Origin of the sequence: Bradyrhizobium sp. 164, from assembly GCF_023073715.1 — a bacterium.
In the GTDB taxonomy this organism is placed as follows: Bacteria; Pseudomonadota; Alphaproteobacteria; order Rhizobiales; family Xanthobacteraceae; genus Bradyrhizobium.
In genome coordinates, this window is sequence record NZ_JADPKA010000046.1 from 143,662 (window position 1) to 167,235 (window position 23,574).

At 64.6% G+C, this 23,574-nt stretch carries 20 protein-coding genes and 1 tRNA gene; 10 read left to right on the plus strand and 11 right to left on the minus strand.

Going from position 1 to position 23,574, the window contains the following annotated elements:
• Positions 1–5: 5 nt before the first annotated feature.
• The 5 genes from IVB01_RS16910 to IVB01_RS16930 all read right to left on the minus strand — a co-directional run bounded on the left by IVB01_RS16910 (position 6) and on the right by IVB01_RS16930 (position 6,778).
• Entirely contained in the window at positions 6–1,511 is a 1,506-nt protein-coding gene (locus IVB01_RS16910) for a M81 family metallopeptidase (protein ID WP_247420734.1), read from the minus strand.
• A gap of 276 nt (positions 1,512–1,787) precedes the next feature.
• Positions 1,788–3,437 (minus strand): ABC transporter ATP-binding protein, encoded by a 1,650-nt coding sequence (locus tag IVB01_RS16915; protein ID WP_247280085.1) that lies wholly within the window; start codon positions 3,435–3,437, stop codon positions 1,788–1,790.
• A gap of 129 nt (positions 3,438–3,566) precedes the next feature.
• Entirely contained in the window at positions 3,567–4,454 is an 888-nt protein-coding gene (locus IVB01_RS16920; protein WP_247280084.1) for an ABC transporter permease, read from the minus strand.
• A 19-nt stretch (positions 4,455–4,473) separates the two neighbouring features.
• A complete protein-coding gene (locus IVB01_RS16925; RefSeq protein ID WP_247280083.1) occupies positions 4,474–5,415 on the minus strand; it encodes an ABC transporter permease in 942 nt (313 codons plus the stop codon).
• Between the two features lie 232 nt (positions 5,416–5,647).
• Entirely contained in the window at positions 5,648–6,778 is a 1,131-nt protein-coding gene (locus tag IVB01_RS16930) for a M20/M25/M40 family metallo-hydrolase (RefSeq protein WP_247280082.1), read from the minus strand.
• Between the two features lie 268 nt (positions 6,779–7,046).
• Here IVB01_RS16930 and IVB01_RS16935 point away from each other — a divergent pair, with 268 nt between their 5' ends.
• Both IVB01_RS16935 and IVB01_RS16940 read left to right on the plus strand, forming a co-directional pair.
• Complete coding sequence (locus tag IVB01_RS16935; protein ID WP_247280081.1) at positions 7,047–8,657, plus strand: ABC transporter substrate-binding protein; 1,611 nt, start codon at positions 7,047–7,049, stop codon at positions 8,655–8,657.
• A gap of 206 nt (positions 8,658–8,863) precedes the next feature.
• Positions 8,864–10,504 (plus strand): glycosyltransferase family 39 protein, encoded by a 1,641-nt coding sequence (locus IVB01_RS16940; RefSeq protein ID WP_247280080.1) that lies wholly within the window; start codon positions 8,864–8,866, stop codon positions 10,502–10,504.
• Positions 10,505–10,685: 181 nt separating this feature from the next.
• Here the strand turns inward: IVB01_RS16940 and IVB01_RS16945 are convergent, their stop codons facing one another.
• The gene (locus tag IVB01_RS16945) at positions 10,686–11,936 is read right to left on the minus strand and encodes a multidrug effflux MFS transporter (RefSeq protein ID WP_247280078.1); all 1,251 of its coding nucleotides are present in this window, start codon (positions 11,934–11,936) and stop codon (positions 10,686–10,688) included.
• Positions 11,937–12,306: 370 nt separating this feature from the next.
• Here IVB01_RS16945 and IVB01_RS16950 point away from each other — a divergent pair, with 370 nt between their 5' ends.
• Positions 12,307–13,596: a hypothetical protein gene (locus tag IVB01_RS16950; protein ID WP_247280077.1), complete on the plus strand. Its 1,290-nt coding sequence runs from the start codon at positions 12,307–12,309 to the stop codon at positions 13,594–13,596.
• Positions 13,597–13,710: 114 nt separating this feature from the next.
• Here IVB01_RS16950 and IVB01_RS16955 read toward each other — a convergent pair.
• Positions 13,711–13,799, minus strand: a tRNA-Leu gene (locus IVB01_RS16955).
• A gap of 173 nt (positions 13,800–13,972) precedes the next feature.
• Between IVB01_RS16955 and IVB01_RS16960 the strand changes: the two genes are divergently transcribed.
• Positions 13,973–14,395, plus strand: coding sequence for a twin-arginine translocation pathway signal (locus IVB01_RS16960; RefSeq protein WP_247280076.1), 423 nt, complete (start codon positions 13,973–13,975; stop codon positions 14,393–14,395).
• Positions 14,396–14,420: 25 nt separating this feature from the next.
• Here IVB01_RS16960 and IVB01_RS16965 read toward each other — a convergent pair whose 3' ends face one another.
• Complete coding sequence (locus tag IVB01_RS16965; RefSeq protein ID WP_247280075.1) at positions 14,421–15,623, minus strand: FAD-dependent monooxygenase; 1,203 nt, start codon at positions 15,621–15,623, stop codon at positions 14,421–14,423.
• Between the two features lie 19 nt (positions 15,624–15,642).
• Positions 15,643–15,888, minus strand: coding sequence for a zinc-finger domain-containing protein (locus tag IVB01_RS16970; RefSeq protein ID WP_007602543.1), 246 nt, complete (start codon positions 15,886–15,888; stop codon positions 15,643–15,645).
• Between the two features lie 305 nt (positions 15,889–16,193).
• Between IVB01_RS16970 and IVB01_RS16975 the strand changes: the two genes are divergently transcribed.
• Entirely contained in the window at positions 16,194–17,330 is a 1,137-nt protein-coding gene (locus IVB01_RS16975) for a hypothetical protein (protein ID WP_247420733.1), read from the plus strand.
• 165 nt (positions 17,331–17,495) lie between these two features.
• On the plus strand, positions 17,496–18,251 hold the full coding sequence (locus tag IVB01_RS16980) for an alpha/beta hydrolase (RefSeq protein WP_247280110.1): 756 nt from the start codon (positions 17,496–17,498) through the stop codon (positions 18,249–18,251).
• Here IVB01_RS16980 and IVB01_RS16985 read toward each other — a convergent pair.
• Positions 18,237–19,613, minus strand: a complete 1,377-nt coding sequence (locus tag IVB01_RS16985) for a hypothetical protein (protein WP_247280073.1) — start codon at positions 19,611–19,613, stop codon at positions 18,237–18,239. The genes IVB01_RS16980 and IVB01_RS16985 overlap by 15 nt on opposite strands.
• A gap of 276 nt (positions 19,614–19,889) precedes the next feature.
• Here IVB01_RS16985 and cysE point away from each other — a divergent pair, with 276 nt between their 5' ends.
• Positions 19,890–20,714 (plus strand): serine O-acetyltransferase, encoded by an 825-nt coding sequence (gene cysE, locus IVB01_RS16990; protein ID WP_247280072.1) that lies wholly within the window; start codon positions 19,890–19,892, stop codon positions 20,712–20,714.
• Positions 20,715–20,840: 126 nt separating this feature from the next.
• Complete coding sequence (locus IVB01_RS16995) at positions 20,841–21,059, plus strand: DUF3126 family protein (RefSeq protein ID WP_007602550.1); 219 nt, start codon at positions 20,841–20,843, stop codon at positions 21,057–21,059.
• Between the two features lie 584 nt (positions 21,060–21,643).
• Here IVB01_RS16995 and IVB01_RS17000 read toward each other — a convergent pair.
• Positions 21,644–22,351: a hypothetical protein gene (locus tag IVB01_RS17000; RefSeq protein WP_247280071.1), complete on the minus strand. Its 708-nt coding sequence runs from the start codon at positions 22,349–22,351 to the stop codon at positions 21,644–21,646.
• Between the two features lie 222 nt (positions 22,352–22,573).
• On the opposite strand from IVB01_RS17000, the gene IVB01_RS17005 reads away from it, so the two are divergent.
• Both IVB01_RS17005 and IVB01_RS17010 read left to right on the plus strand, forming a co-directional pair.
• Complete coding sequence (locus IVB01_RS17005; RefSeq protein WP_247280070.1) at positions 22,574–22,903, plus strand: hypothetical protein; 330 nt, start codon at positions 22,574–22,576, stop codon at positions 22,901–22,903.
• Between the two features lie 95 nt (positions 22,904–22,998).
• Positions 22,999–23,529 (plus strand): gamma carbonic anhydrase family protein, encoded by a 531-nt coding sequence (locus tag IVB01_RS17010; protein WP_247280069.1) that lies wholly within the window; start codon positions 22,999–23,001, stop codon positions 23,527–23,529.
• Positions 23,530–23,574 lie beyond the last annotated feature (45 nt).

Consider the following 23,574-nt stretch of genomic DNA (forward strand, 5'->3'; position numbering starts at 1 on the left):
TCCGGTTAGCGTGAGGAAGGGGTGAAGGCGGGTCCGTTCGGCTTGATGCGGATGCCCGGCCGCAGGCGCGTCCAGGGCAGGCAGGCGGTGTCGGCCGGCATCGCGCCCGGTGCGGCGCAAATCAGCAGCTTTTCCGCGATCGGCTCGAAATCGGCGCGGAAGTGCACCGAGCTCTTGTTGACCAAAATCTTCTCTCGCGTCGGCTCGATGCCGACATAGCGGTACATTGCCTGATCGGCGAGCTGCGCCTTGTGCGAGGAGACGACGACGCGGACGTCGCCGATGCGCAAGGCTGCGGAGGGGCCCATCTCCATCTCGCGGCCGCCATAATAAGGGCCGGACGCGATGAAGCGGCCGTCGGAGAGTTTTTCGACCACGAAGGTCTCGCGATAGGGCTCGTCGCCCGGAATGCCGGACTTGCCGCCGAGCGACAGCGTGACGGCGGCCCCGACGCCGGCTGCATGCGCGGCTCTGGCCGATTCCGGATCGTAGATCACCCCCGTCGCGGCACTTGCCTTGTTGCGCACCAGTGCGCGCAGCATACCGGTGGTATCGGAATCGCCGCCCGCGCCGGGATTGTCCTGGGTGTCGGCGATGACGATCGGCTTGCTCGCACCCTTGGAAAGCTCCATCGCATGGCGCACGCCGTCGTCGGGCGACCAGATCTTGCCGTCGAAGTCGTCCTCGTGGCTTTCGATCAGCTTGAGAAGCGCATCGGCCGCGCGGTCGGCGTCCGCTTGCGTCTTGCCATAGGCGAACACGCTCGGCCCGCAATCGCGGAAATCGGCGGCGGGGAAGCCGGGCGCGAAGGACAGCGTCGGAACCGCGTCACCCTCCAGCGCGGCGAGCTTCTCGTAGATGCTTTTGGTCGGCTGGTCGCTCGTGCACTGCCAGCTGATCGGGATCAGGAATGGCAATTGCCGGAACGCCTTTGCGAAGCGTTGCCTGGACTTCAGGAGCAGTGCGAGATGGCGCGCACAGGCGCGGCCGGTTGCGGCCATGTCGACATGCGGATAGGTGCGGTAGGCGATCAGCGCGTCGGCATGCTCGATCATCTCGGGCGTGACGTTGGCGTGCAGGTCGAGGCTCGCGACCAGCGGAATATCTTTGCCGATGATCCGGCGCACGCGCGCCAGGATCTCGCCTTCGCCATCGTCGAGGTGCTCGGCCACCATCGCGCCGTGCAGGTCGAGATAGACGGCATCGAGCGGACCGGCGGCTGCGATGCCGTCGATCATCACCTTCACGATGCGCTCGAAAGCATCTTTGGTGACATGCGCCGACGGGCTCGCACCGCAGGCGATCGTTGGGATGAGTTCCCAATCGTTCATTTCAGCGCCGTCGACGAAGCCCGCGAGACCGACATTGATGCGCCGCATCACCTTCAACACGTCGGCGCCCTGCGTCATCGCCGGCCAGCCGCCGCCATGCTGGAAGTCCGCGAACGTCGCCTTCGTCGGCGCGAAGGTGTTGGTCTCGTGCAGGAAGCCGCCGACGGCGATACGTGTCATTCGATCCAGTCCAATCGATCAAGAGTGCGCGAAGTTAGCCTTGGCCTTGCTGCAAGAGCAAGGTGGGAAGCAATCGCGCCATGCATGGGGTCAGATCGTTTTGGGAATGCTGCGGATGCGGTGGGGTGTGAGAGGAGCCATCTGCCACACCGCGGAGTCGTCCTGGCGAAGACCAGGAGCCACCGCGAGGTCCATCTGTCGTGTGCGCTGTAGTCCCGAGTGATGAGCCTCGCCAAACGTCTCCCGTAATGGGTTCTGGCTTTCGCCAGAACGACGTCAGGCGCTCGCCGCCACGCCCTCCGACACCGGCCGGAAGTTCGCAAAGTCCCAGCCTCGCCCCGGAGCCGCATCCAGCAGTGCCTTGGTGTAGGCCTCCTTCGGATGCGTCAGCACTTCGGCGGCGGGGCCCTGTTCGACGACGCGGCCGTGCTGCATCACCACGACCTCGTCGCAGATTTGCGCGGCGACGCGCAAATCATGGGTGATGAACAGGATCGCGATGCCGAGCCGCTTCTGGATCTCGTCGAGCAGCTCCAGCACTTGCGCCTGCACGGAGACGTCGAGCGCGGAGACCGCTTCGTCCGCGACCAGCACATCGGGATCGAGCGCGAGCGCCCGGGCAATGGCGATGCGCTGGCGCTGTCCGCCGGAGAACTGGTGCGGATAGCGCGACACCGCATCGACCGGCAGGCCGACCAACTCGAGCAGATCGCGCGCCCGCTTCATCGCCTCGGTGTGCGAGACGCCGTAGTTGATCGGGCCTTCGGCGATGCTCTCGCCGACGGTGACGCGCGGATTGAGCGAGCGATAGGGATCCTGGAACACGATCTGAATCTTTTGCCGGTGCGGCTGGAGCAGGCGGCGCGAGATATCGGCAATCTCGCGGCCGGCGAGGCGCACGCCGCCGGAGGTCGGATCGATCAAGCGGACGATGCAGCGCGCGACCGTCGACTTGCCGGAACCGCTCTCACCGACGATGCCGAGCGTACGGCCCTTGCGCAGTGTCAGCGTCACCTTGTCGGCGGCGACGACCTCACGGCCTTTGCCGAAGAAGGCGCGCTCCTTATAGACCTTGCTGAGCTCGTTGGCTTCCAGCACCACCGGCTCCTTGGTCTCGTCCCGCGCCGCGCGCGGCACCAAGCTCGGCACTGCGGCGAGCAAATTGCGGGTGTATTCCATGGTGGGATTGCGCAGCACGGTATCGAGCGCGCCGGTCTCGACGAGGCGGCCCTGCCGCATCACCGCGACCCGGTCGGCGATCTCGGCCACCACGCCCATATCGTGAGTGATGAACAGCACGGCGGTGCCGTGATCGCGCTGGAGGTCGCGGATCAGGGTCAAAATCTGCTTCTGCGTGGTGACGTCGAGCGCGGTGGTGGGCTCGTCCGCGATCAGCAGCTTCGGCTCGAGCACGAGCGCCATTGCGATCATGATGCGCTGGCGCTGGCCGCCGGAGAGGCGGTGCGGGTAAGAGGCGAAGATGCGCTCGACCTGGGGCAGGCGGACCTGCTCCATCATGTCGAGGATGCGCTTCTTGCGCGCTTTGGCGTCAAGATCGGTATGGGCGCGCAGCACCTCGTCGATCTGGCGGCCGACCGGCACCACCGGATTGAGCGCGGTCATCGGCTCCTGGAAGATCATCGCCATCTGCGTCGCGCGGAGCTGGCGCAGGCGGCGGTCGGTCGCGGTCAGCAGCTCCTCGCCGACCAGCTTGATGCTGCCGCCGGTCGGCACCAGCGTGCCCTTCGGCAACAGGCCCATCGTGGTGAGGGAGGTCACCGACTTGCCCGAGCCGCTTTCGCCGACGAGGCACAGCGTCTCGCGCTCGCGTACCTGGATCGAGATGCCGTCGATGATCTTCGGCCCACCCGGCTTCTTGCCGATGGAGACGACGAGGTTGTTGATGTCGAGGATGGTGCTGGTCATGCAGGGTCTTTCGTCATTCCGGGGCGCGCGCAGCGCGAACCCGGAATCCACCGGGCGTCAGTCCAAGCGGTGAAATGGATTCCGGGTTCGCGCCAAGAGGCGCGCCCCGGAATGACACTATTACCTGTTTCACTTCCCCTCCCGCTGCTTCATGCGCGGATCGAGGGCGTCGCGGGCGGCATCGCCGATCAAATTGATGCTGAGAATGGCGATCGAGAGCAGCAGGCCCGGCCAGAAGATCAGCGACGGCTTGAGCTGGAAGTACTGGCGGCCCTCGGCCATGATGTTGCCCCAGGTCGGCGTCTCCGGCGAAATGCCGGCGCCCAGGAAGGAGAGGATGGCCTCGGTCAGGATCGCGGAGGCGCAAACATAGGTGCCCTGGACGATCAGCGGTGCAATCGTGTTCGGCATCAGATGCCGCCACATGATCTTCGGCAGGCTGGAGCCGACCGAAATCGCTGCCTCGACGTAGGGCTCCTCGCGCGCCGACAGCACCACCGAGCGCACCAGGCGCGCCACGCGCGGGATTTCCGGAATGGTGATCGCGATCAGCACGGTCCAGAGGCTGGCGCCAGAGAGTGACACCACGGCGATCGCGAGCAGGATGCTCGGCATCGCCATCAGGCCGTCCATGATCCGCATCATCACGGCATCGACCAGCTTGAAGAAGCCGGACACGAGACCGATTGCAAGCCCAATGGCGACCGAGAGAATCGCCGAACCGATGCCGATCAGGAGTGAGATGCGGCCGCCATAGATGACACGCGACAGCAGGTCGCGGCCGTAGGCGTCGGTGCCGAGCAGGAACTGCGCCGACGACGGCTTCAGCCGCTGCGACGGCGCAAGCTGGATCGGATCATGCGGCGCGATCAGCGGCGCGAGAATCGAGATCACCACGACCAGCCCGAGCAAGACCGTGGCCGTCGCGATGATTGGCGTCGAGGTGAGAAATCCGAAGCGCGGCCGCAGCGGCGACGTGATCGGAATGGATGACTGGGGAAGGCTATCGACCGACATTATTGTTGTTACCCTTGCCTCAGTACCGAATCCGGGGATCGAGCAGCGTATAGGCGACGTCGATCAGGAGATTGACGACGACATAGATCAGCGACGTCAGCAGGATCATCGCCTGGATCACCGGATAGTCGCGCGCCAGCACCGCATCCACGGTGAGGCGGCCGATGCCGGGAATGTTGAACACGCTCTCGGTGACGACGACGCCGGAGATCAGCAGCGCAAAGCCGGTGCCGATCACGGTGATCACGGGCACGGCCGCGTTGCGCAGCGCATGCCGCATCATCACCGCGACCTCGTTGATGCCCTTGGCGCGCGCCGTGCGGACATAATCTTCGCCGAGCACGTCGAGCATCGCCGCACGCGTCATGCGCGCGATCAGCGCGATGTAGATGAAGGAGAGCGCGCAGGTCGGCAAGATGATGCGTTCGAAGAAGGGCCCAAAACCACTCGAGATGCTCTTGAAGCCCTGCACCGGGACCCAGCGCAGATTGATCGCGAAGATTTCGATCAGGACATAGCCGACGACGAACACCGGGACGGAGAAGCCCAGCACGGACAGGCCCATCACGAAACGGTCGATCCAGGTGCCATGCTTCCACGCCGCGATTACGCCCAGGGGCACGGCGACGACGACGGCGAGGATGATGGTCGACAGCGCGATCGAGATCGACGGCTCGACACGCTGGCCGATCATCTTCATCACCGGCAGGTTGGAAATCAGCGACGTCCCGAGATCGCCGTGCAGCAGCTTGTTCACCCAGGTGACGAACTGCACGATCAGGGGCTCGTTGAGGCCGAGCGAGGCGCGGATGCGCTCCAGCCGTTCCGGCGTCGCGTTGTCGCCGGCAAGAATCGCGGCGGGATCGCCGGGGGTGAGGCGGAGCAGCAGGAAGACGAACAGCGCGACGACGCCCATTACGGGCACGGCGGCGAAGATTCGGCGAACGAGATATCCGAGCAAGTTGGATCCGTCAGATTAGAGTCAAATCGGGCAGGGCCTTCGGCAAGCCTGCCATTAGCCTAACATTTCAGCAATTCCCGTGCCATCCGGGCCACAGCTTTTACAGGGCGGCCTGTCGTGGCGTGCTCTCTTTGCCCGTCGTCATTCCGGGGCGCGTCGAAGACGCGAACCCGGAATCTCGAGATTCCGGGCTCGGTCCTTCGGACCGCCCCGGAATGACGGACTCAGACAGTCACTCCAGCGTTGCCAGCAGCCCCGCCATCAGCCGGCCGCGTTCGACCAGGCTTTCGACCTCGATATACTCTTCGAGCGTGTGGCCGTTACCGCCGCGCACGCCCAGGCCGTCGAGCGTCGGGATTCCCATTGCGCCGGTGAAATTGCCGTCGGAGCCGCCGCCGGCACTCGCATGCGGCAGCTCGGCGCCGAGCGACTTGGCGATGCCGCGGGCTTTTTCATACAGCGCCATGGTGCCGGCGTCCGGTTCCCACACCGGCCGCGTTACGCCACGGGTGACCTTGAAGGTGACATCATTGGTTGTGCCCGACAGCGCCAGCATCCTCTCGACGCCGCGGTCGAGATCGGCCTGGCGCTTGGCCATCGAGAGCGCTTCGCCTGTGGCCGTCGTGGCAACGCAATTGACCCATTGGCCGCCATGCACGACGCCGACCGAGAAGGTGCAGTCGTCCGTGGTCATCGCGTCGATCGCGAGGATCTGCCGGGCCATCTCACGGATCGCCGAGCGTCCCGCCGACAGCGTCGCGCCGGCGTGGCTCGGGCGGCCCGTCGCCTCGAGATTGAAACGCGCGATGGCGTATCGTCCGGTGGTGACGCCATTGTCGGCGCGGCCAGGCTCGGGCACCAGCACGTATTTGTTGCGCGCGGCCTCCGCCTCGATGATGTCGCGGGTGGCGGGCGTGCCGACTTCCTCATCCGGCGTGAACAGCACGGTGATCGGCAGCGGCGTAGTGAAGGCGGCGCGCGCCAGCTGCCGGATCGCCTCCAGCGAGAGATAATTGCCGCCCTTCATGTCGTAGATGCCGGGGCCGTAGCACTTGTTGCCCTCGCGCCGCCATTTCAGCTTCTCGATGGTGCCGACCGGGTGCACGGTATCCATGTGCCCGGCGATCAGGATGCCCGGCCCGCCCTGCTTTGGATGGGGGAAGCGCGCGCGGATCACGCCGCCAAAACCCTGGCGGCCGGCGATGCGCTCGATCGTCGCACCCATGATCGCCATATCCCGCGCTGCGATATCGAGCATGCGGTTCACGGCGCCTGCGTCCCAGGTCGGACTCTCGCATTCCACCCAGCCGCGCAGGCCCTGGAGCATCGCCTCGGAATCGAAGGGAAGATTGGCTGGGTTCATCTCAATGTCTCTCAAGCTTCAAAGCTGGAACGCGCATTGCATTGGCGCAGGGGAGGACGGGCCGAGAGCGTTGTAAAGCCAAACCGATCTTTTTGGAGCCCTTGCACACGCCGCGACGGCTTGCACCGAAACCGGATTGACGCGCTCGGCACTGTCTGCAAGTCTCGAAAGATAAAGGCATTGCATGAGGTTAGTTCGCCCAAAGAACGAACCGGATGCTCAATCAATAATCTGCCTTTGAACAGTTTCACGTCAGGAGAAACTTTCCATGTTCAACTTCATGCGCCGGGGGCCTCGCGCGTTCGCCTCCAAACTTGCGCTGTCGGTGGTCGCGCTTTCGGTCGGCTTGGCCTCGCCCGTGCTTGCCGCCGGCAAGACTCTTACGGCGGTGATGCATTCGGATCTGCGCATCATCGATCCGATCTTCACCACCGCGTACATCACGCGGGACCATGGCTACATGGTCTACGACACGCTGGTCGCCACCGATTCAAACTTCAAGATCCAGCCGCAGATGGCGGATTGGAAGATTTCCGATGACAAGCTCACTTACACCTTTACGCTGCGCGACGGCCTGAAGTGGCATGACGGCGCGCCTGTGACGGCGGAAGACTGCGTCGCCTCGCTGAAGCGTTGGGCCGCGGTCGACGGCATGGGCCAGAAGCTCATGGATTTCACCGCGAGCATCGAGGCGACCGACGCCAAGACCATCACGTTGAAGCTGAAGGAGCCGTACGGCCTCGTGCTGGACTCCATCGGAAAACCCTCTTCGCGCGTCGCCTTCATGATGCCGAAGCGCCTCGCCGAGACACCGCCGGACAAGCAGATCCCGGAGCAGATCGGCTCGGGTCCCTTCAAGTTCGTGCAGTCGGAATTCCAGCCGGGCGTGAAGGCGGTCTACGTCAAGAACACCGATTACGTGCCGCGCAAGGAGCCGGCGAGTTGGACCTCGGGCGGCAAGGTGGTGAAGGTCGACCGCGTCGAATGGATCACCATGCCGGACTCGCAGACTGCGGTGAACGCGCTGCAATCGGGCGACATCGATTTCATGGAGAATCTGCCCTACGACATGCTGCCGATACTGGAGGCGAACAAGGAGCTCACGATCGAGGTCTCGAACAAGTTCGGTTTTCAGACGCTCGGCCGCATGAACTTCCTGCATCCGCCGTTCGACAACGTCAAAATACGCCGCGCAGCCTTCCTGGCGATAAACCAGAAGGACGTGCTCGACGCGCTGGTCGGAAACCCGAAATATCAGAAGATCTGTGGTGCCTTCTTCGTGTGCGATACGCCGCTCGCAACCGAGGTGGGCGCCGAGACCCTGGTGAAGGGCAACGGCATGGCGGAGGCCAAGAAGGCGCTCGCCGAGTCCGGCTATGACGGCACCCCGGTCGTGATCATGGCCCCAGGCGATGTCACGACGCTCAAGGCGCAGCCTATCGTTGCGGCCCAGCTACTGCGCGAGGCCGGCTTCAAGGTCGATCTGCAAGCGACCGATTGGCAGACGGTGGTAAGCCGCCGCGCCAGCCAGAAGCCCCCGAAGGAGGGTGGCTGGAACATGTTCTTCACCAACTGGGTCGCGGCCGACGTCTCCAACCCGATTGCCAATCTCTCGATCGGCGGCCAGGGCAAGAAGGGCGGCTGGTTCGGCTGGGCGGAAGACGCCAAGATCGAGCAGCTCAAGGATGCCTTCGTCCGCGCGTCCTCGATCGACGAGCAGAAGAAGATCGCCGCGGACATCCAGAAGGAAGCCTATGAACAGGTGATCTACATCCCGCTGGGGCAGTATCTCCTGCCGAGCGGCTGGCGCAAATCGCTGACCGGCGTGCTCGACGGCCCGGCGACGCCGCTGTTCTGGAACGTCGACAAGTCGGAGTGAGCGGAAGACGTATCCTCGCGCCATTGGCTCGATGATCCTGCGGCGCCGCTGTCATGAGCGGCGCCGTTGTCGTTTGTCAGCCTCGCGTCAGTTTGAAACCGGTGGAGCTCTTAACCCTTCTGACTTCCAATCATTGCTATTTGTTTCAATCCTGAAATAGATGTCCTTGTCCTCACGCATCACTTTTCCTCTCGAATTTAGTTCCTGTGCCGATCGATTTTGCATTCCAGGCGAGGGCCGAACGGTCCGATCGCGCGCCGGCGCGTTGGCGGCGACCGTTCCTGCGTTGGCTGGATGGCGTCGAGGCGGGTTGGGCCGTGCCGCTTCTCATCGCCTGCTTCGTTGCGATCTGGACGCTCTATCTGGCGATCGCCTATGCCGGAGGCGGTCTGCACCCTGATACGCTCGAGGCCTGCACGCTGGGGCGGCATTTCGCCTGGGGCTATCACAAGCATCCGCCCTTGATGGGCTGGATTGCCGCTGGCTGGACTTCCGTGTTCCCGCTCAGCGACTGGTCGCTGCAATTGATGGCAATGGCCAATGCCGGGCTTGCACTGTACTTCGTCGACCGGATCGCACGGCAATTCGTGACCGGACACAAGCGCGTCCTGGTGCTGCTGCTCCTGATGCTGACGCCGGCCTATCAGTTCCATGCTCAGCGCTTCAATGCCAATGCCGTGCTGCTCGCGGTCTGGCCGCTGGCGACCTGGTGCTTCCTGCGTGCGTTCGAGACGCGCGCAGTATCGTGGGCGGTCGCGCTAGGATGCACGACAGCGCTGGCAATGGTCGGCAAGTATTATTCGATCTTTCTCGTCGCGAGCTTCGCGTTTGCCGCGCTGGCGCACCCGGCGCGGCGCGCCTATTTTACCTCCGCTTCGCCCTGGATATCGGTGGTCGTCGGCCTGGCGGCGCTATCACCACACGTTTATTGGCTGGCGACGACGGGGGCGCCGACTTTCAGCTATGCGTTGGCGCACGCTAACGGCAATGTCCTAAGCTCGCTCGGCGAAGCCAGGAACTTCCTGCTCGGGCTGGCGGCGGCGATGATCGTGTCGGCTGTGACGTGGGTATTCATCGCCGGCACGCGATTGAAGCAGTTTCCGGCCGACTTCGCCGCAATGGGTCCGGGACTGCGACTTCTGTTCCACGTTGCCATAGGCACGATCGCGCTGCCGATAATGACATCCCTCATGATGGGCACCGATCTGCCCTCGCTGTGGGCCTTGCAGGGGCTGTTCCTGTTCGCCGTTCTCGTGGTCTGCGGCGCGCGCTATCCGATCGAGCGCTTCTACACCGTCAATCTCACCGTGATCGTGGCTGGCGTCGCGCTCGCCGCCGTCCTGGTCGCCGCGCCGATCCATGCCGTCTATCGTAACGATCACGGCTACGAAGAAGGCAGGAATTTCTACGCGCAGCTGGCTAGCGAATTGACGCGCGAGTGGCGCGAGCTGACCGGTACGCCGCTCAGCGCCGTGAGTGGTGATGATTCGCTGGCCTTTGCGACGGCGTTCTACAGCCCCGATCATCCGTATTATGCACGACCGTTCGAGTCTGAATACGGTTCGGGCTTGCAGCGCAAGACGACGCCCGACCGAGGCTGGGCCGCGGCGTGTTTCCGCGGCCAGGACTATTGCGGCCGCTGGATGGAATGGGCGTCCTCGAAAGCCGAACACGTCGTCCGACGCGAGTTCACGGTACAGGCCAATTTGTGGGGCCGGCGCGGTCTGGCGTGGCACGTGGTCGTGCTGATGGTGCCCCCGCGGGGAAGCGGGCCGGCGCACGAGGCCGCTGCGGATGATTTCAGCGCCAGCAGGCGGCGACCGACCAGACTTCGTGATCAGCAGTGACTGTCGCGCAACTGTTCGAGCCCTTCGCTCGCCAAAGGCGTCGTGGACGTGGTCCGCTCAGCGGCCGGCTCTGAACGCTCCTGCTCCTGCTGTCCGGCTCGCGGTCTTCGCGGTGTTTCAGTCCCATCTCGTCATCCTCTCGAATTGCTGCGGTACAACATCGAGGGGAGCGGGAAGTTCCTCAGATGGCAGGGCGATGATGCGGCTTGAACAGCCGCCCCTTCTCCACCACCAGCACGATCGCAAGCGCCGCAAGGGTCGACAGGAAGAAGCCGACCGAGAACGGCAGCAGCGTGCCGTCGAAGCTCTGTCCGATCGCCATGCCGACCGCGATTCCGATCAGTGTCGTGATCGAGCCGTAGAGCGAGGACGCGGTGCCGGCGATGTGGCCCTGCGGCTCCATCGCGAGCGCGGTGAAGTTGGCGATCATCATGCCGAACGAGAACATCATCAGGGCGGAGAGCGCCATGAACAAGGATAGCGGCAGCACGCCGAGGCTTTCGGTGAGCAGCATCACGCCCGCGACCGCGGTGTAGAGCATGAGTGCCCCGTGCGAGATCACGCGCATGCCGAGCCGACCGACCAGCCTCGCATTGAGGAAGCCGGCGATGGCGGTGCCAGCCGCAATCGCCGCGAAGGCGAGCGGGAAGTAATGGCCGAGGTGATAGATGCCGGAGAAGACCTGTTGGGCGCAGAAGACGTAGGCAAACAGGGCGCCGATGACGCTGCCGGCCGCCGTGGCGTAGCCAATGGTCTGGCGATTCGTCACGGTCTGGCGGAACGCCGAGAGCACGTCGGCGGGCGCCAGCGATCTGCGCTCGGACTCGGGAAGGGTTTCAGGCAGCCGCAGCACGCACCATGCGAGCGCGAGCAGGCCGTAGAGCATCAGCACGACGAAAATGCCGCGCCAGGCCGTCACCAGCAGCACCGCCTGTCCGAACGAGGGGGCGACCACGGGCACCGCGATGAATACCATCATCGCGAGCGACATCACGCTCGCCATGCGGCGGCCGACGTAGCAGTCGCGCACGATCGAGGTCGCGATCACGCGCGTCGCCGAGGTGCCGAGCCCTTGCAGCGCGCGCGCCAGCAGCAACGTCTCGAACGAGGGTGCTGCCACTGCCAGCACGCTCGCCACCGCATAGACCGCCATGCCGCCGAGCAGCACGGGGCGGCGGCCGAAACGGTCCGACAACGGGCCCATGACGAACTGGCCCGCGCCGAAGCCGACCAGGAAGGTCGACAGCACCAGTTGAAGATGGTTGGCGATAGGAATCTGGAAGGCGGCGCCGATGTTGGGCAGCGCCGGCAGCATCATGTCCATCGCAAGCGGATTCAGCGCCATGATGGACGCGATCACGATGACGAATTCGGGAAAACCCATGGGACGGTGCCCGGAGGACACCCAATCATCGGCATTGACGTCGGACAAGAAGCTCACCTCTGAAATTGAGAGCTTTATTTAGTCCGATGTTGCGTTGCACAACCCCCGTTTCGGGATAGCTGTCAGGCGCAGCCGGAGCGGACAAGAATTGGTGAGAGACCAGTGTTCCCTGCCGCTGGATCCCGCGGATCGCGCAATCTCACGCCGGCCGGAAAACCAGTGATTCACCATCCCGTCCTAAAGATTGGCGTCCGGCGTGGCCTGTCCCTCTGGCAGGATAAAACCGAAACGCATCCTGCCCAGAGTGCGGCTGAGATGATGACGCGCCGCAGCGGCGCCGAGAGAAACAAGCCAAACAAGGTATCCGCCGATGTCCCAGATGTCAGGTGCAGCACGATGGTTGGAGCCCACGGCCAACATGGCCACGAGGCGCAACGTCTGGCTTGCCGGCCTGATCGCGCTGACGACGCTGCTGGTGCTCGGCAATCTCGCTAACGACGCCAGGCTCGATTTGAAATATGGCTATGGTTGGGACATTCGCGTGAATTGCGCTGCGGTCGACGCGTATGTCGGCGGACTCGATCCTTATTTCGTCAAGAACCTGAAGGGCACCAAGCTCTCCTACCCCTATCTGCCGGTGACGCTGGACGTCTTTCGCCCCCTGTGCGCGGGCGGCTTTCTGCTCGATCACTACAGAGGAATCTTTCTCGTCCTCGCCGTGCTCTGCGGCCTCCTCTTACCCAGGCTCGGCCGAAGGGGCCCGAGCGCGCGCGATGCTGCGCTCAAGGTGCTGTGCGCGCTCGGCGCGTTCGTCGGTTTCGAATGGGTGCAGGCCTCGGGCAACTTCGCGATCCTGAGCGGACTGCTGACCGCGATCGCGCTGAGGCTCCTGCTTCCTCCGCCATCCTCCGGAGCGTTGGAGGGCCGCAACTCTTTGCTCCGCGTCGCGGGCGCTGCGTTGCTCGGTTTCGTGATGTCGTTCAAGTTGGTGTTCTTTCCCGTTCTGGCCGCGCTTTACTTCCTGCCTCTGCCGTGCGGCCGCAAGCTGGCGCTGATCGCGGTGGCGACATTCAGCTTCGCATTGCCGATCCTGATATCGGGGCTGGAATATCCCGATCTGTTCGCAAGCTGGCGGCTTGCGATGGCCCGAGAAATCCCCGACCAACACGTCGTCGATCTCTTCGAGATCAATCCGTCGCTGCTGCTGCTAGCGCGAAACCTCATGGATCATGCCGGCCTCGGTGAAAGCAAGCCGGTCATATTCGCGACATATGCGTGCGCCGCGTTAGCGCTCGTGCTCGTGCCGTTCGCTTTGTCCATCTTCCGCGTGGCCGTAAGCCAACCTGCGCGGGAAGGGGCATCGGTTCTGAAGCGGCTGGATCGCTGGTTGATGGATCATCCCCGCGCGGCCATGCGCGTCACGATGCTCGCCATGTTTGCGCTCTATCTCAGCTCGCCGCGTCTCAAGGAATATGCCTTCTTCGAGCTTGCGCTCTATGCTGCCATCCTCATCGTCGATCTTCCGGCCCTGGCGCTTGCCGCATGTCTCTCGATCGGACTCCTCGTTCCGGCGCTGATGTCGCTTTTGGGAGCGATGATCGAGGGCACTTTCGCCCTTCTCGTCGTTTCCCTGTCATGCTTCTGGATCCTGCTGCTCGATTTTCGCGCCGAGCCGAAGCGCCTTGAGACGGAAGGCGCGCAACCATGAGCAACGTCGCCGCGTCCGCAGTGCGTCAGAACAAGGGCGCTTTGCCGCCGCGCTCCAGCCGGTTCGGTTGCCTGCTTTGCGGATCTGCACGCAGGCGAGCGTCATCAGCACCGATGGTGCGGGCAGCCGGGGTCGAACCGGCACAGCGCTTGCGCGCCGAGGGATTTTAAGTCCCTTGCGTCTACCAATTCCGCCATGCCCGCTTGATCCAACGAGATCAATCACTTAAGGCCACTCCCGGCCGTCTGGAATTGGCGTCTTGCCGGCCGGATGGTCGGTCCTTCCTTAAGCGAGCCGGGCGCACAAGGCAAAGCCTCAATCCGGACATCTGTTGTTGCTTTAGGCATTCTCAATCCACGGGGGCTATTTATCCGACATGGCTGCTTCGTTTTCCTGTCTCCTGCGCGGCTTCGGCGCGCTCCTCGCGCCGCTTGCGGCCGGCGTCGCGCTGTCCGGCTGCGCCGGCATGAGCGAGACGGTCGCGCCGGCCTTCGCCGATCCCGGCAAATACGAGTTGTACGACTGCAAGCAGCTCGAGACCGAGCGCAAGGCGCTCGCCAACCGCACGGCCGATTTGCAGAGGCTGATGGACAAGGCGGAGACCGGCGCTGGCGGCGCGGTCGTGTCCGAGCTTGCCTATCGCAACGACTACATCGCGGTGCGGGGCCAGGCCCAACTTGCCGACGAGGCCTGGCGCCGCAACAGGTGCCGGGACACACCGCCCGAGCCGACACCGCCCGCCACGTCACCGTCATCCGCTGCCAAGCCGGCGTCGAAATCCGGAAAAGCGATCCGCTGAGGCACCGCGCCGGCGGTGCCTCGCTTCAGGGCCGCCAGTTGTAGATCCAGTCCTGCCGCGCCAGCATGCGGTCCGGTCCGAGTGCGCGGATCGCAAGATCGCGCGCGATCGCGAGCGGCCCGCTGAAATGATAGATGCGGCCCTGCTGTCGCGCGGTCCGCTGCACCCGCCGCACGCGCGCTTGGCGCGCGCGGCCATATTGCGTCAGCGCGGCTGTGATGCCGGCGGTGCTCTCGGCCGCCTCGACGCTCAAATGCCGGGCGAGCACGGCGGCATCCTCGATCGCCATGCCGGCGCCCTGCGCTGCGAACGGCAGCATCGCATGCACGGCATCGCCGAGCAGCCCGACGGGACCCTTGCTCCAGGGGCAGCCGTCAGGCACGCCGAACAGCGCCCATTTTCGCCAGGCTTCGACCGCGGCGAGCATCATCCGCGCCGGTGGCGGCCAGCGCGGTGCGGCGAAAGCCTCCATGACCTCGGGAGGATCGCCGGGCGTGCTCCAGCCCGGCCTGTTCCACGTGCCCGGCAGCACCGCGACCACGTTGATCTGGCGTCCGCCCGCGATCGGATAGGCCACGAGATGGGCGTTCGGGCCCATCCAGAGCTGCACCCGGCGCGCGGTGTAGTCCTTCGGCAGTTGCGTCGCATCGAGCGTGCCGCGCCAGGCGATCAGGCCTGAAAAGCGCGGCTGCACGTCGGGAAACAGATGCTGGCGGACCGTCGACCAGATGCCGTCGGCGCCGATCAATGCGCTCGCAAGATCGCTGCGGCGGATCGTGCCGCTGCGATGGACCACCGTCAGCCCCTTGGTGTGAGGCGCGACGTCCTCGAAGGTTGCGCCCAGCTTCAGGTCGATATCAGGATGGTCGGACACCGCGCCGGCGAGCGCCGATTGCAGATCGGCGCGGTGCACCACCCAATAGGGAGCGCCGGCGCGCGCGGAGGCTGCCTCGCCAAGCGGCATGCGCAGCAGCTCGCCGCCGGCCCGCGCGCTCATGATCGAGACCGCCTCCGGGGTCACGGCGCCCAGCTTGAGGCGTTCGGTCAGGCCGAGCTCGACCAGCACGCGGCTGGCATTGGGGGAGAGTTGCAGACCGGCGCCGGCTTCCTCGAGGCGCTCGGCTTTTTCCAGCACGACGATGCGGAAGCCGCAGGCCGCGAGCGTCAGCGCGGCCGTCAGGCCACCGATGCCGGCACCGGCGATGACAATCGTTCGGGAGAGCGCCACCCCTGACCGATGAGAGCGGTCAGGCCACCTTGTCCTTCAGCACGCATTCCGGCGGACGGGCCTCGCCCGCCTTCAGGTCGGCCGCGAAGCGGTACAGCGTCGAGCAATAGGGGCAGATGATCTCGTTGTCGTTGCCGAGATCGAGGAAGACGTGCGGATGATCGAACGGAGGATTGGCGCCCACGCACATGAACTCTTGCGAGCCGATCTCGATGACGGGAACACCGGCATCGTTATGGAAGTGCGGGACGACATGGTCGGACATCGTAGTTCATCCTGGAGTGGCAATGGCGGCAGATACAATCAAACTGACGCGGCATTAGTAAGGCGCCGCGGACCATACTGGCGGGTGTAGATGATTGCTAGTCCAGCGGAACCGAAAGCTCCGCAATTGCCCCATGCTCATTTGCTCATGCAAATTCGACACAATCTTGCGGCTTGAGAGAAGCCCTTCTTTCGTCGGGGACGTTGTGTCGCAATTTCGGCGTACTATGTCTGTGGGCGAGCGCAATTGCGACGACAGACGAAGCGTCAGGCGTCAACGATTTTAGGACCGTCCAGGCTTTCCGCATGAAATGGCTGCGAATCAGCACAGCGTTGACCGGTGTCGCGGCATGCGCGTTCCTGCTCGCGCAGGTTGCGCCGCATGCCCGCGAGGCCGGCGCGCTTCTCGCCGCCCAGGATGATCCCGCGGTGCTCTCCGAGCTCAAGCTCGATGCGCTGCTGCGGCAGAACGATCGCCTTGTTCAGGACAACATCGAGGCTGCGCTCGCCGCAGGCGACGCCGATCTCGCCGACAGTTTCGTCGCGCTCGCGCGTGACCGCAACATCGCGCTGCCGGACGACCTCCTGAACCGCGTCAGCGATGCGGTCAAAGCCGAGAATTCCACCCCCCATTTCGCCAAACGATTTGCCACCGGTCTCGTCACCGGCAATGCCGACGACGTCGCGAGCCTGTCGGGAACGGTGGCCGGCGATCTCTTCGTAATCGGCGACATCAGGGACGTCGTCCGCGAAGGCAAGCACCTCGCCATGGGCGAGGATACCGACCGCCTCGTGCTGGGGCTGGCGGCGGCAGGCCTTGCGGTGACGGCGGCGACCTACGTCACCGTCGGTGGTGCCGCGCCGGTGCGCGCCGGGCTGACGCTGGTGAAGGACGCGCGCAAGGTGGGGCGGCTCGGCGAGGGGCTGGCCGTGTGGGCCGGCCGGTCCGCGCGCGAGATCGTCGACGCGCCGATGCTTCAGAACGCGGTCGCCAAGGGTTCGGTGCTGCGCCCGGGCGAGACCGTGAGTGCGATCAAGGCTGCGTTCCGCGCCGAAAAGGCCGGCGCGCTGGTTCGGCTCGGCAAGGACGTCACGCGCGTCGCCGGAAAGACCGGCACGCGCGGGGCGATGGACACGTTGCGGATCGCCGAAGGCCCGAAAGATGTGGCGCGCGCGGCGCGGCTCGCGGAAGCGCAGGGCGGCAAGACCCGCGCCATCATGAAACTGCTTGGCCGCGGCGCGCTGCTCCTCATTGGCGGTGCGTTCGATCTGACGCTCTGGCTATTCGGCGCGGCACTGACCCTGTTGGGACTGCTGTCCTCGATCAAGGCGACCACCGAGCGCCTGACCCAGGCCTGGTGTGATCGCAGGCGCGCGCGGCGGCTCCGCCGGGCGCAGGGGGCCGCCGAGGCCGCTCTGGCGGATGCAGCCCTCAGGGTCTGAAGCGCGATGAGATTGAGGTCATTCGTAGCCGCGATAGAGGCTATTGTTTGAGCATGATCTCCGCGCAAACGCGTTCCGCGTTTGTGGAGCGGAAAAACCCGCTGCACACTTGTCCGGATCGTGCTCTAAGATCGACTTTTCCCCTCAAGACCTGCGGAACTGATGATGCCGAGCTTCCACAACGGCGCCGTTGAAATTGCCTATCTCGACGAAGGTGAGGGCGACCCGATCATTCTCGTGCACGGCTTTGCCTCCAGCAAGAACGTGAACTGGGTCTATCCGACCTGGGTCTCGGAACTGCGCAAGAACGGCCGCCGTGTCATCGCACTCGACAATCGCGGCCACGGCGAGAGTGCGAAGCTCTACGAGTCCCAGCAATACTCGATCCCAATAATGGCCGGCGACGTGCTGGCACTGATGGATCATCTCGCGATCCCGCAGGCCGACATTATGGGCTATTCGATGGGTGGACGGATGGCGGCGTGGCTTGCGCTCCACGAGCCGCAGCGCCTGCGCTCGGCGATCCTCGGCGGCATCGGCATCGGCGGTCTGATCGAGGGCACCGGCCCCGGTGAGAACGTCGCCAAGGCGCTGGAGGCGCCCTCGCTCGACGACGTCACCGATCCCGTTGGGCGCACCTTCCGCGCCTTCGCCGATCAGACCCGCTCGGACCGTCGTGCACTCGCCGCCTGCCTCCGCGGCACGCGTGACCTCATGACGAGGCAGCAGGCTGCACGCATCGAGGTGCCGGTGCTGATCGCGGTCGGCACCGCCGACGACGTCGCAGGCTCTGCCGGCGCACTCGGTGCGATCATCCCGGGCGCGCAAGTGCTCGATATCCCGGGCCGCGATCACATGCGGGCGGTCGGCGATAAGGTCTACAAGACCGGCGTGCTCGATTTCCTCTCACGCCGCGGTTGAGATCTCATCCGCCAGCGCGTCGTCGCCGAATGAGCGAAACAGGGCCGTCAGCACCACGAAGGTCGCAAGCCACGCCATCCGCGCGCCATAGCGGTCGTGCGGGCCCGAGATCACGCCGCAGATGAAGGCATTACCGAGCAGCGCCAGCGACACGGTTGCTGCCAGCAGCGTCAGATCGTCAAGCCGACGCTTGGCAAGCGCATGCACCAGCAGCACGACGAGTGCCGCCATCGAGGCCAGCGCGGCGGGGACGTGCAGCCAGTTGACGCCGTCGAAATTGACGGCCCAGTGCTGCTGTCGCGCCGCGCGCATCGGCGCGACTTGCGAAGGCACGTAACGTTCGATGATGCCGTAGGTGTGCGGGATCCAGCCGTTGGTGCCTTCGCCGGTTGCGACATGGAGCAATTGTTGCCCGATCGCCCGCAGCGCCGCGCCGGCCTGCCAGGCCGGATAGTCCGCGAGTGAATGCACGACGATGTAGCCCATCTCCTCGTTCAGCCCATCGAAGCGGCCGAGGGTGTTGAACATGCTCTTGCCCCACAGAAATTCGTCGGCGCTCGCCGGCAGCTCGTTGCGATAAGGGCAGAGCTTGTAGTGTTCGCGCGGGCAATGGTCGTTGAGATAGCGCGCCACGATGCCGTCCTGCATCATGCGACCGAAGGCGACGCCATAGCCGCCGGGCGTCCAGGTCCATTTGCCCGACAGCGCATAATTCGCCGACGTCAGCATCAGGCCGCCCGCGACGATGCTGAGACTCGCCAGCGCCAGTCCCGCAAACGGAAGGCGAGGCCCAAGGAGCGGCCGCGCCATCCAGCCGGCGGCGCACAGACCGAGCAGCACGCCGAGCGTTGCGCTGTGGGTCGCTGCGGCAAAGGCGGTGAGGACGAACAGCGCGATTTTTTCGGGCACCGAGGTGCGGTGTCGTCCGATGACCAGGAGGAACAGCGACAGCACCGACAGTCCCGCAAAGATGTCGGTAAGCAGCATGCTGGCCAGCCAGGGCAGGGCGGTCGACAGGATCAGGAGCAGACTGATCGGGACGAAGCGGAAGGTCTGCATCAGGCCGAGCACGCGCAAGCTGAGCTGCAACAGCCACAGCGTCGCCAGCGACTGGACCGCGAGGTTGATCCAAAAATCAAAACCCTCGCCATAGTGCAGATAGAGGCCGAACACGGTGGAGCGGCTGGGGACGAGATAGCCCTCGTACCAGCGGGCCAGATAGCCGCCGGTATCCCATTGCAACAAGGGATAGCCGTTCCAGAACGCCGGCGCGATCATCAGGAGGGGCAGGGCCATTGCGGCCAGCCGCAGCCAGAACGTGTCAGCGGCGCGCGCGCGCAATTGGTCGGTGGTGATGCTCAAATCTGCTCCGTCCTCGCTCGGACCATGCCCGCAATAACGGTTGGGGGAGAATTCACCAATAGTTTGACGCGGCCCGGCTTGAATTTGGCAAAACTCTGGCCACCTTGAGCCGACCTTGCCGCTTGGGGGCGTCAGAAGAAAGTCTTGTATATCAGTACTTTGGCTTGGTGTGTCGAGGCAAGGCACTGTTCACTCTCAGGCAAGCCGGTCAGGACTTTGTCGCCTAGACTGTGCTATAGAACCAACAAAACGAGCCCATTCGAAAGAGCAGATCCCATGTCAGTGCATCAGGTCAATCCGGGAGGAAAGCTCGCATCGCTCGATCCGATCTGGGACCGGATCCGGAGCGAGGCGGAAGACATCGTCCATCGCGAGCCCGAGCTTGCGACCTTCATCTATTCGACGGTGCTGCATCACAGTCGCCTGGAAGATTCCGTGATTCACCGTCTCGCCGACCGGCTCGATCACTCCGCGCTGTCGGGCGATCTTGTGCGCCAGACCTATGACGAGGCGCTGCGCGACGATCCCGATCTCGGCAACGCCTTCCGCGCCGATCTCGTTGCCGTCTACGACCGCGATCCCGCGACTTCGCGCTTCATCGATCCCTTGCTCTACTTCAAGGGCTTTCATGCGATCCAGACCCATCGCCTGGCGCATTGGCTCTATCTAAAGGGCCGCAAGGATTTCGCATACTACCTCCAGAGCCGCGCCTCGGCGGTGTTCCAGACCGATATCAATCCCGCAGCGCGCATCGGCCGCGGCATCTTCCTCGACCACGCCACCGGTTTCGTCTGCGGTGAGACGGCTGTCATCGAGGACGACGTCTCGATCCTGCACGGTGTCACGCTCGGCGGCACCGGCAAGGAGAACGAGGACCGTCATCCGAAGATCCGCCATGGCGTGCTGATCGGCGCCGGCGCAAAGATCCTCGGCAACATCGAGATCGGCCATTGCGCACGCATCGCCGCCGGCTCGGTCGTGGTCAAGCCGGTACCGCACAACGTCACGGTTGCGGGCGTCCCCGCCAAGATCGTCGGTGAAGCCGGCTGCGCCGAGCCGTCGCGCACCATGGATCAGATGATCAACGCCATGGGACTTTGATCTTCGTTTGATCGGAACAGGATTTTCCGACCCTTTCCCTCCCAAATTTCGTTGGCAATTCATGCTGGCGGTTCGTCGCGTCTCGTCGTAAACCCCGCCACGTTAGATTTCGATTGGAGACTTGCCGTGGACGTCAAGGAAGTGAGAAAGCTCGATGCGTATCTGAAGCGCGTATTCGGCAATCCCAAGATTCGCGTCGTGCCGCGGCCGAAGAAGGACGATTCCGCCGAGGTCTATATCGGCGAGGAGTTCATCGGCGTGCTCTTCGTCGACGATGAGGACGACGATCGCTCGTTCCAGTTCCAGATGGCGATCCTCGAGGACGATCTCGTCGATCAGGAATAGTGGTGACACGGAGACTTCGGCTTCGTGCCCCGGACGCAGCGCAGCGCCTCTTCGGCGATGCGCTGCAGAGCCGGGGCCCCATGCAGCAGCGGAGTGCGGTGCCTTCTGGATCCCGGCTCGGCGTCGCAGCAGCGTAAGAACGCTGCAGCGCGTCCGGGACACGCGAGCTGCGAATGCAGCGCCCCAATATGTCGTGATTGTTTCGCCGCCGTTCTTGAGCTGGACAAGCCTCTCGCAACGACGGGCATTGGCGACGCAGCTGCACAACTCGACTTTTTTGCAACAATGCGCAGCCGCGCCGCGGCATCGGCAACGATGATGCCCTCCGATCGACGAGCTCGGCATGCACGACCATGTCGCGATCAGTGTGCTCCACGATGCGCGCACGCGCCGGGATGGGGACACGCGCCGAGCTGCAGGAAAAGCATGATGACATCATGCCCCTGTTTTGCCCGACGGGTCAAGTTGAGATTCGAAAAATACGAAAAACCCCGATGCCCCCAATGCTTGGCTACTGTGCATGGGGTTGTTTTCGCAGTTTTTGTTTGGGAGGCTCCAGCCCGTCCTTCAAGCCGAGGCCCGGCTCAGCCCTTCGGCCCGCGCAGCTGCGCGGTCAGCTTCTCCATCGCCTCCGCCACATCTCGCCACTGCGACAGCCAGCTTCGCGGAAAGCGGAAGGTGAGGTCGGCGCCGCCGACGCGGCGCTCGGAGAGGCACATGCCGGGAGTGGCCGCATCGCGGGTGCAGCGTGCGGTCAGCGCCGGACTTGCGGCGGAATAGAGATCCTCGCTGCCGTAAGGGGTCTCAGCGCGAAACATCCGCATCGTCAGGCCCTCTTCGGGCATCGTCGCGGCCCGGTCGAGATAGCGCGGATAGATCGTGGCCGTTCGCTGCTCGGGCGCGAGTGCATCGTGATGGGCCGCGATCGACAGGAAGATGCGGTCGATCGATTGCGCCGCCGCCTCCACCGTATCGGCGGTGACGTGCTTCGGAGCGCCGGGCGGTTCCAGCGAGGGATAGAGGAAATCGAGATCGATGCGCTCCTGCGGCCCGGAGTGTCGCTGGATCTTCATCCGGATCGCCGTCACAGGCAGGTTGAACAGGGTGCCGCCGACGCTCACCGGTAGCTTGTCCGGGGCGTTCGCACCGCGCGTGCCCCAGGTCGGCCACAGCAAATAGGCAACGAGCGCGACCGCGCACGCCGCAGCGGCGCCGCCGAGCGCGATCGGGACGACGTGCGCTCGGGTGCGCGTCCGGGGAGAGCGAGAGGAGGCTGCCGAAAACACCGTCATGAGCTAGCGCAAGGTAAGCCGCAGTCGGCCGCTGGCCGACGAATCAGCGGCGAATATGCCATGTGCCGGCGATTTCGCGCAGCGCTCCCCACCTGCGGAGAGCGGGAAGGCCCCTGCGCGGGTTGGCGGGCGGCGTTAACCTTCCCTTAAGGATAATGTAGCGTTAACCGGCACGATTTGTCACAGGTGGGCGCCAGCGTCGCGTAAGGGCGGACCGTTCCGATGACACCTGAAGCTCTCAATACCTTCTTCTCGATCTGCATCGGTTTCGCGCTCGCGGGCGCGCTCGTGAACGGATACCAGGCGTTCGCGCAGCGTCCCGCCGGCTTCGGCTTGTTGCAGGACGGCGTCGCGCCGAAGACCTTCGCGGCCGTGCCCTTCCTGGTCTTCGCGGCGCCCTTCATCATCATGCGCAACACGCTCCGCGGCATCCGTGTGGAAACCCGCCGCGCCGAATTCGTGATGATGGCGACCCTCATCGCCGGCTTCTGGAGCATGATGAGCGGCACCTTCTTCCTGATGACGCTGCGCGCAGCTGGCGTGCTGGGCTGACGCCTCCCGCGCGACCCTTGACGCTCCGCGTGGCGGCCCCTTTGCGTCCAGGCCGCCGTTTCGCTATGCCAGGATCATCCTGACAGGAGACCTCCATGGCGATCTACGAGCTCGACGGGCAGGCGCCCGATCTTCCCGCCGACGGCAATTATTTCATCGCGGAGACCGCCACCTTGATCGGCCGTGTGCGCCTGAAGCCGGGCGCGAGCGTCTGGTTCGGCGCGGTGCTTCGCGGCGACAATGAATGGATCGAGATCGGCGAAGGCGCCAACGTGCAGGACGGCTCGACCTGCCACACCGATCTCGGCTTCCCGCTTCACGTCGGCAGGAACTGCACGGTCGGCCACAACGTCATCCTGCACGGCTGCACCATCGAGGAGGGCGCGCTCGTCGGCATGGGCGCGATCGTGATGAACGGCGCGAAGATCGGCCGCAACAGCATCGTCGGCGCCGGCTCCGTCATCACCGAGGGCAAGGAGTTTCCCGAGCGCTCGCTGATCATTGGCTCGCCGGCGCGCGTGATCCGCACGCTCGAAGATGCCCAGGTCCAGAAGATGGGGAGTGCGGCCAAGTTCTACGTGGCCAACGGTCCCCGCTTCAAGAAGGGTTTGAAGCGGATCGGCTGAGATGCCCGGGGCCGTGTCGGTCCAGTCGGTGCGGCTGCAGACGAC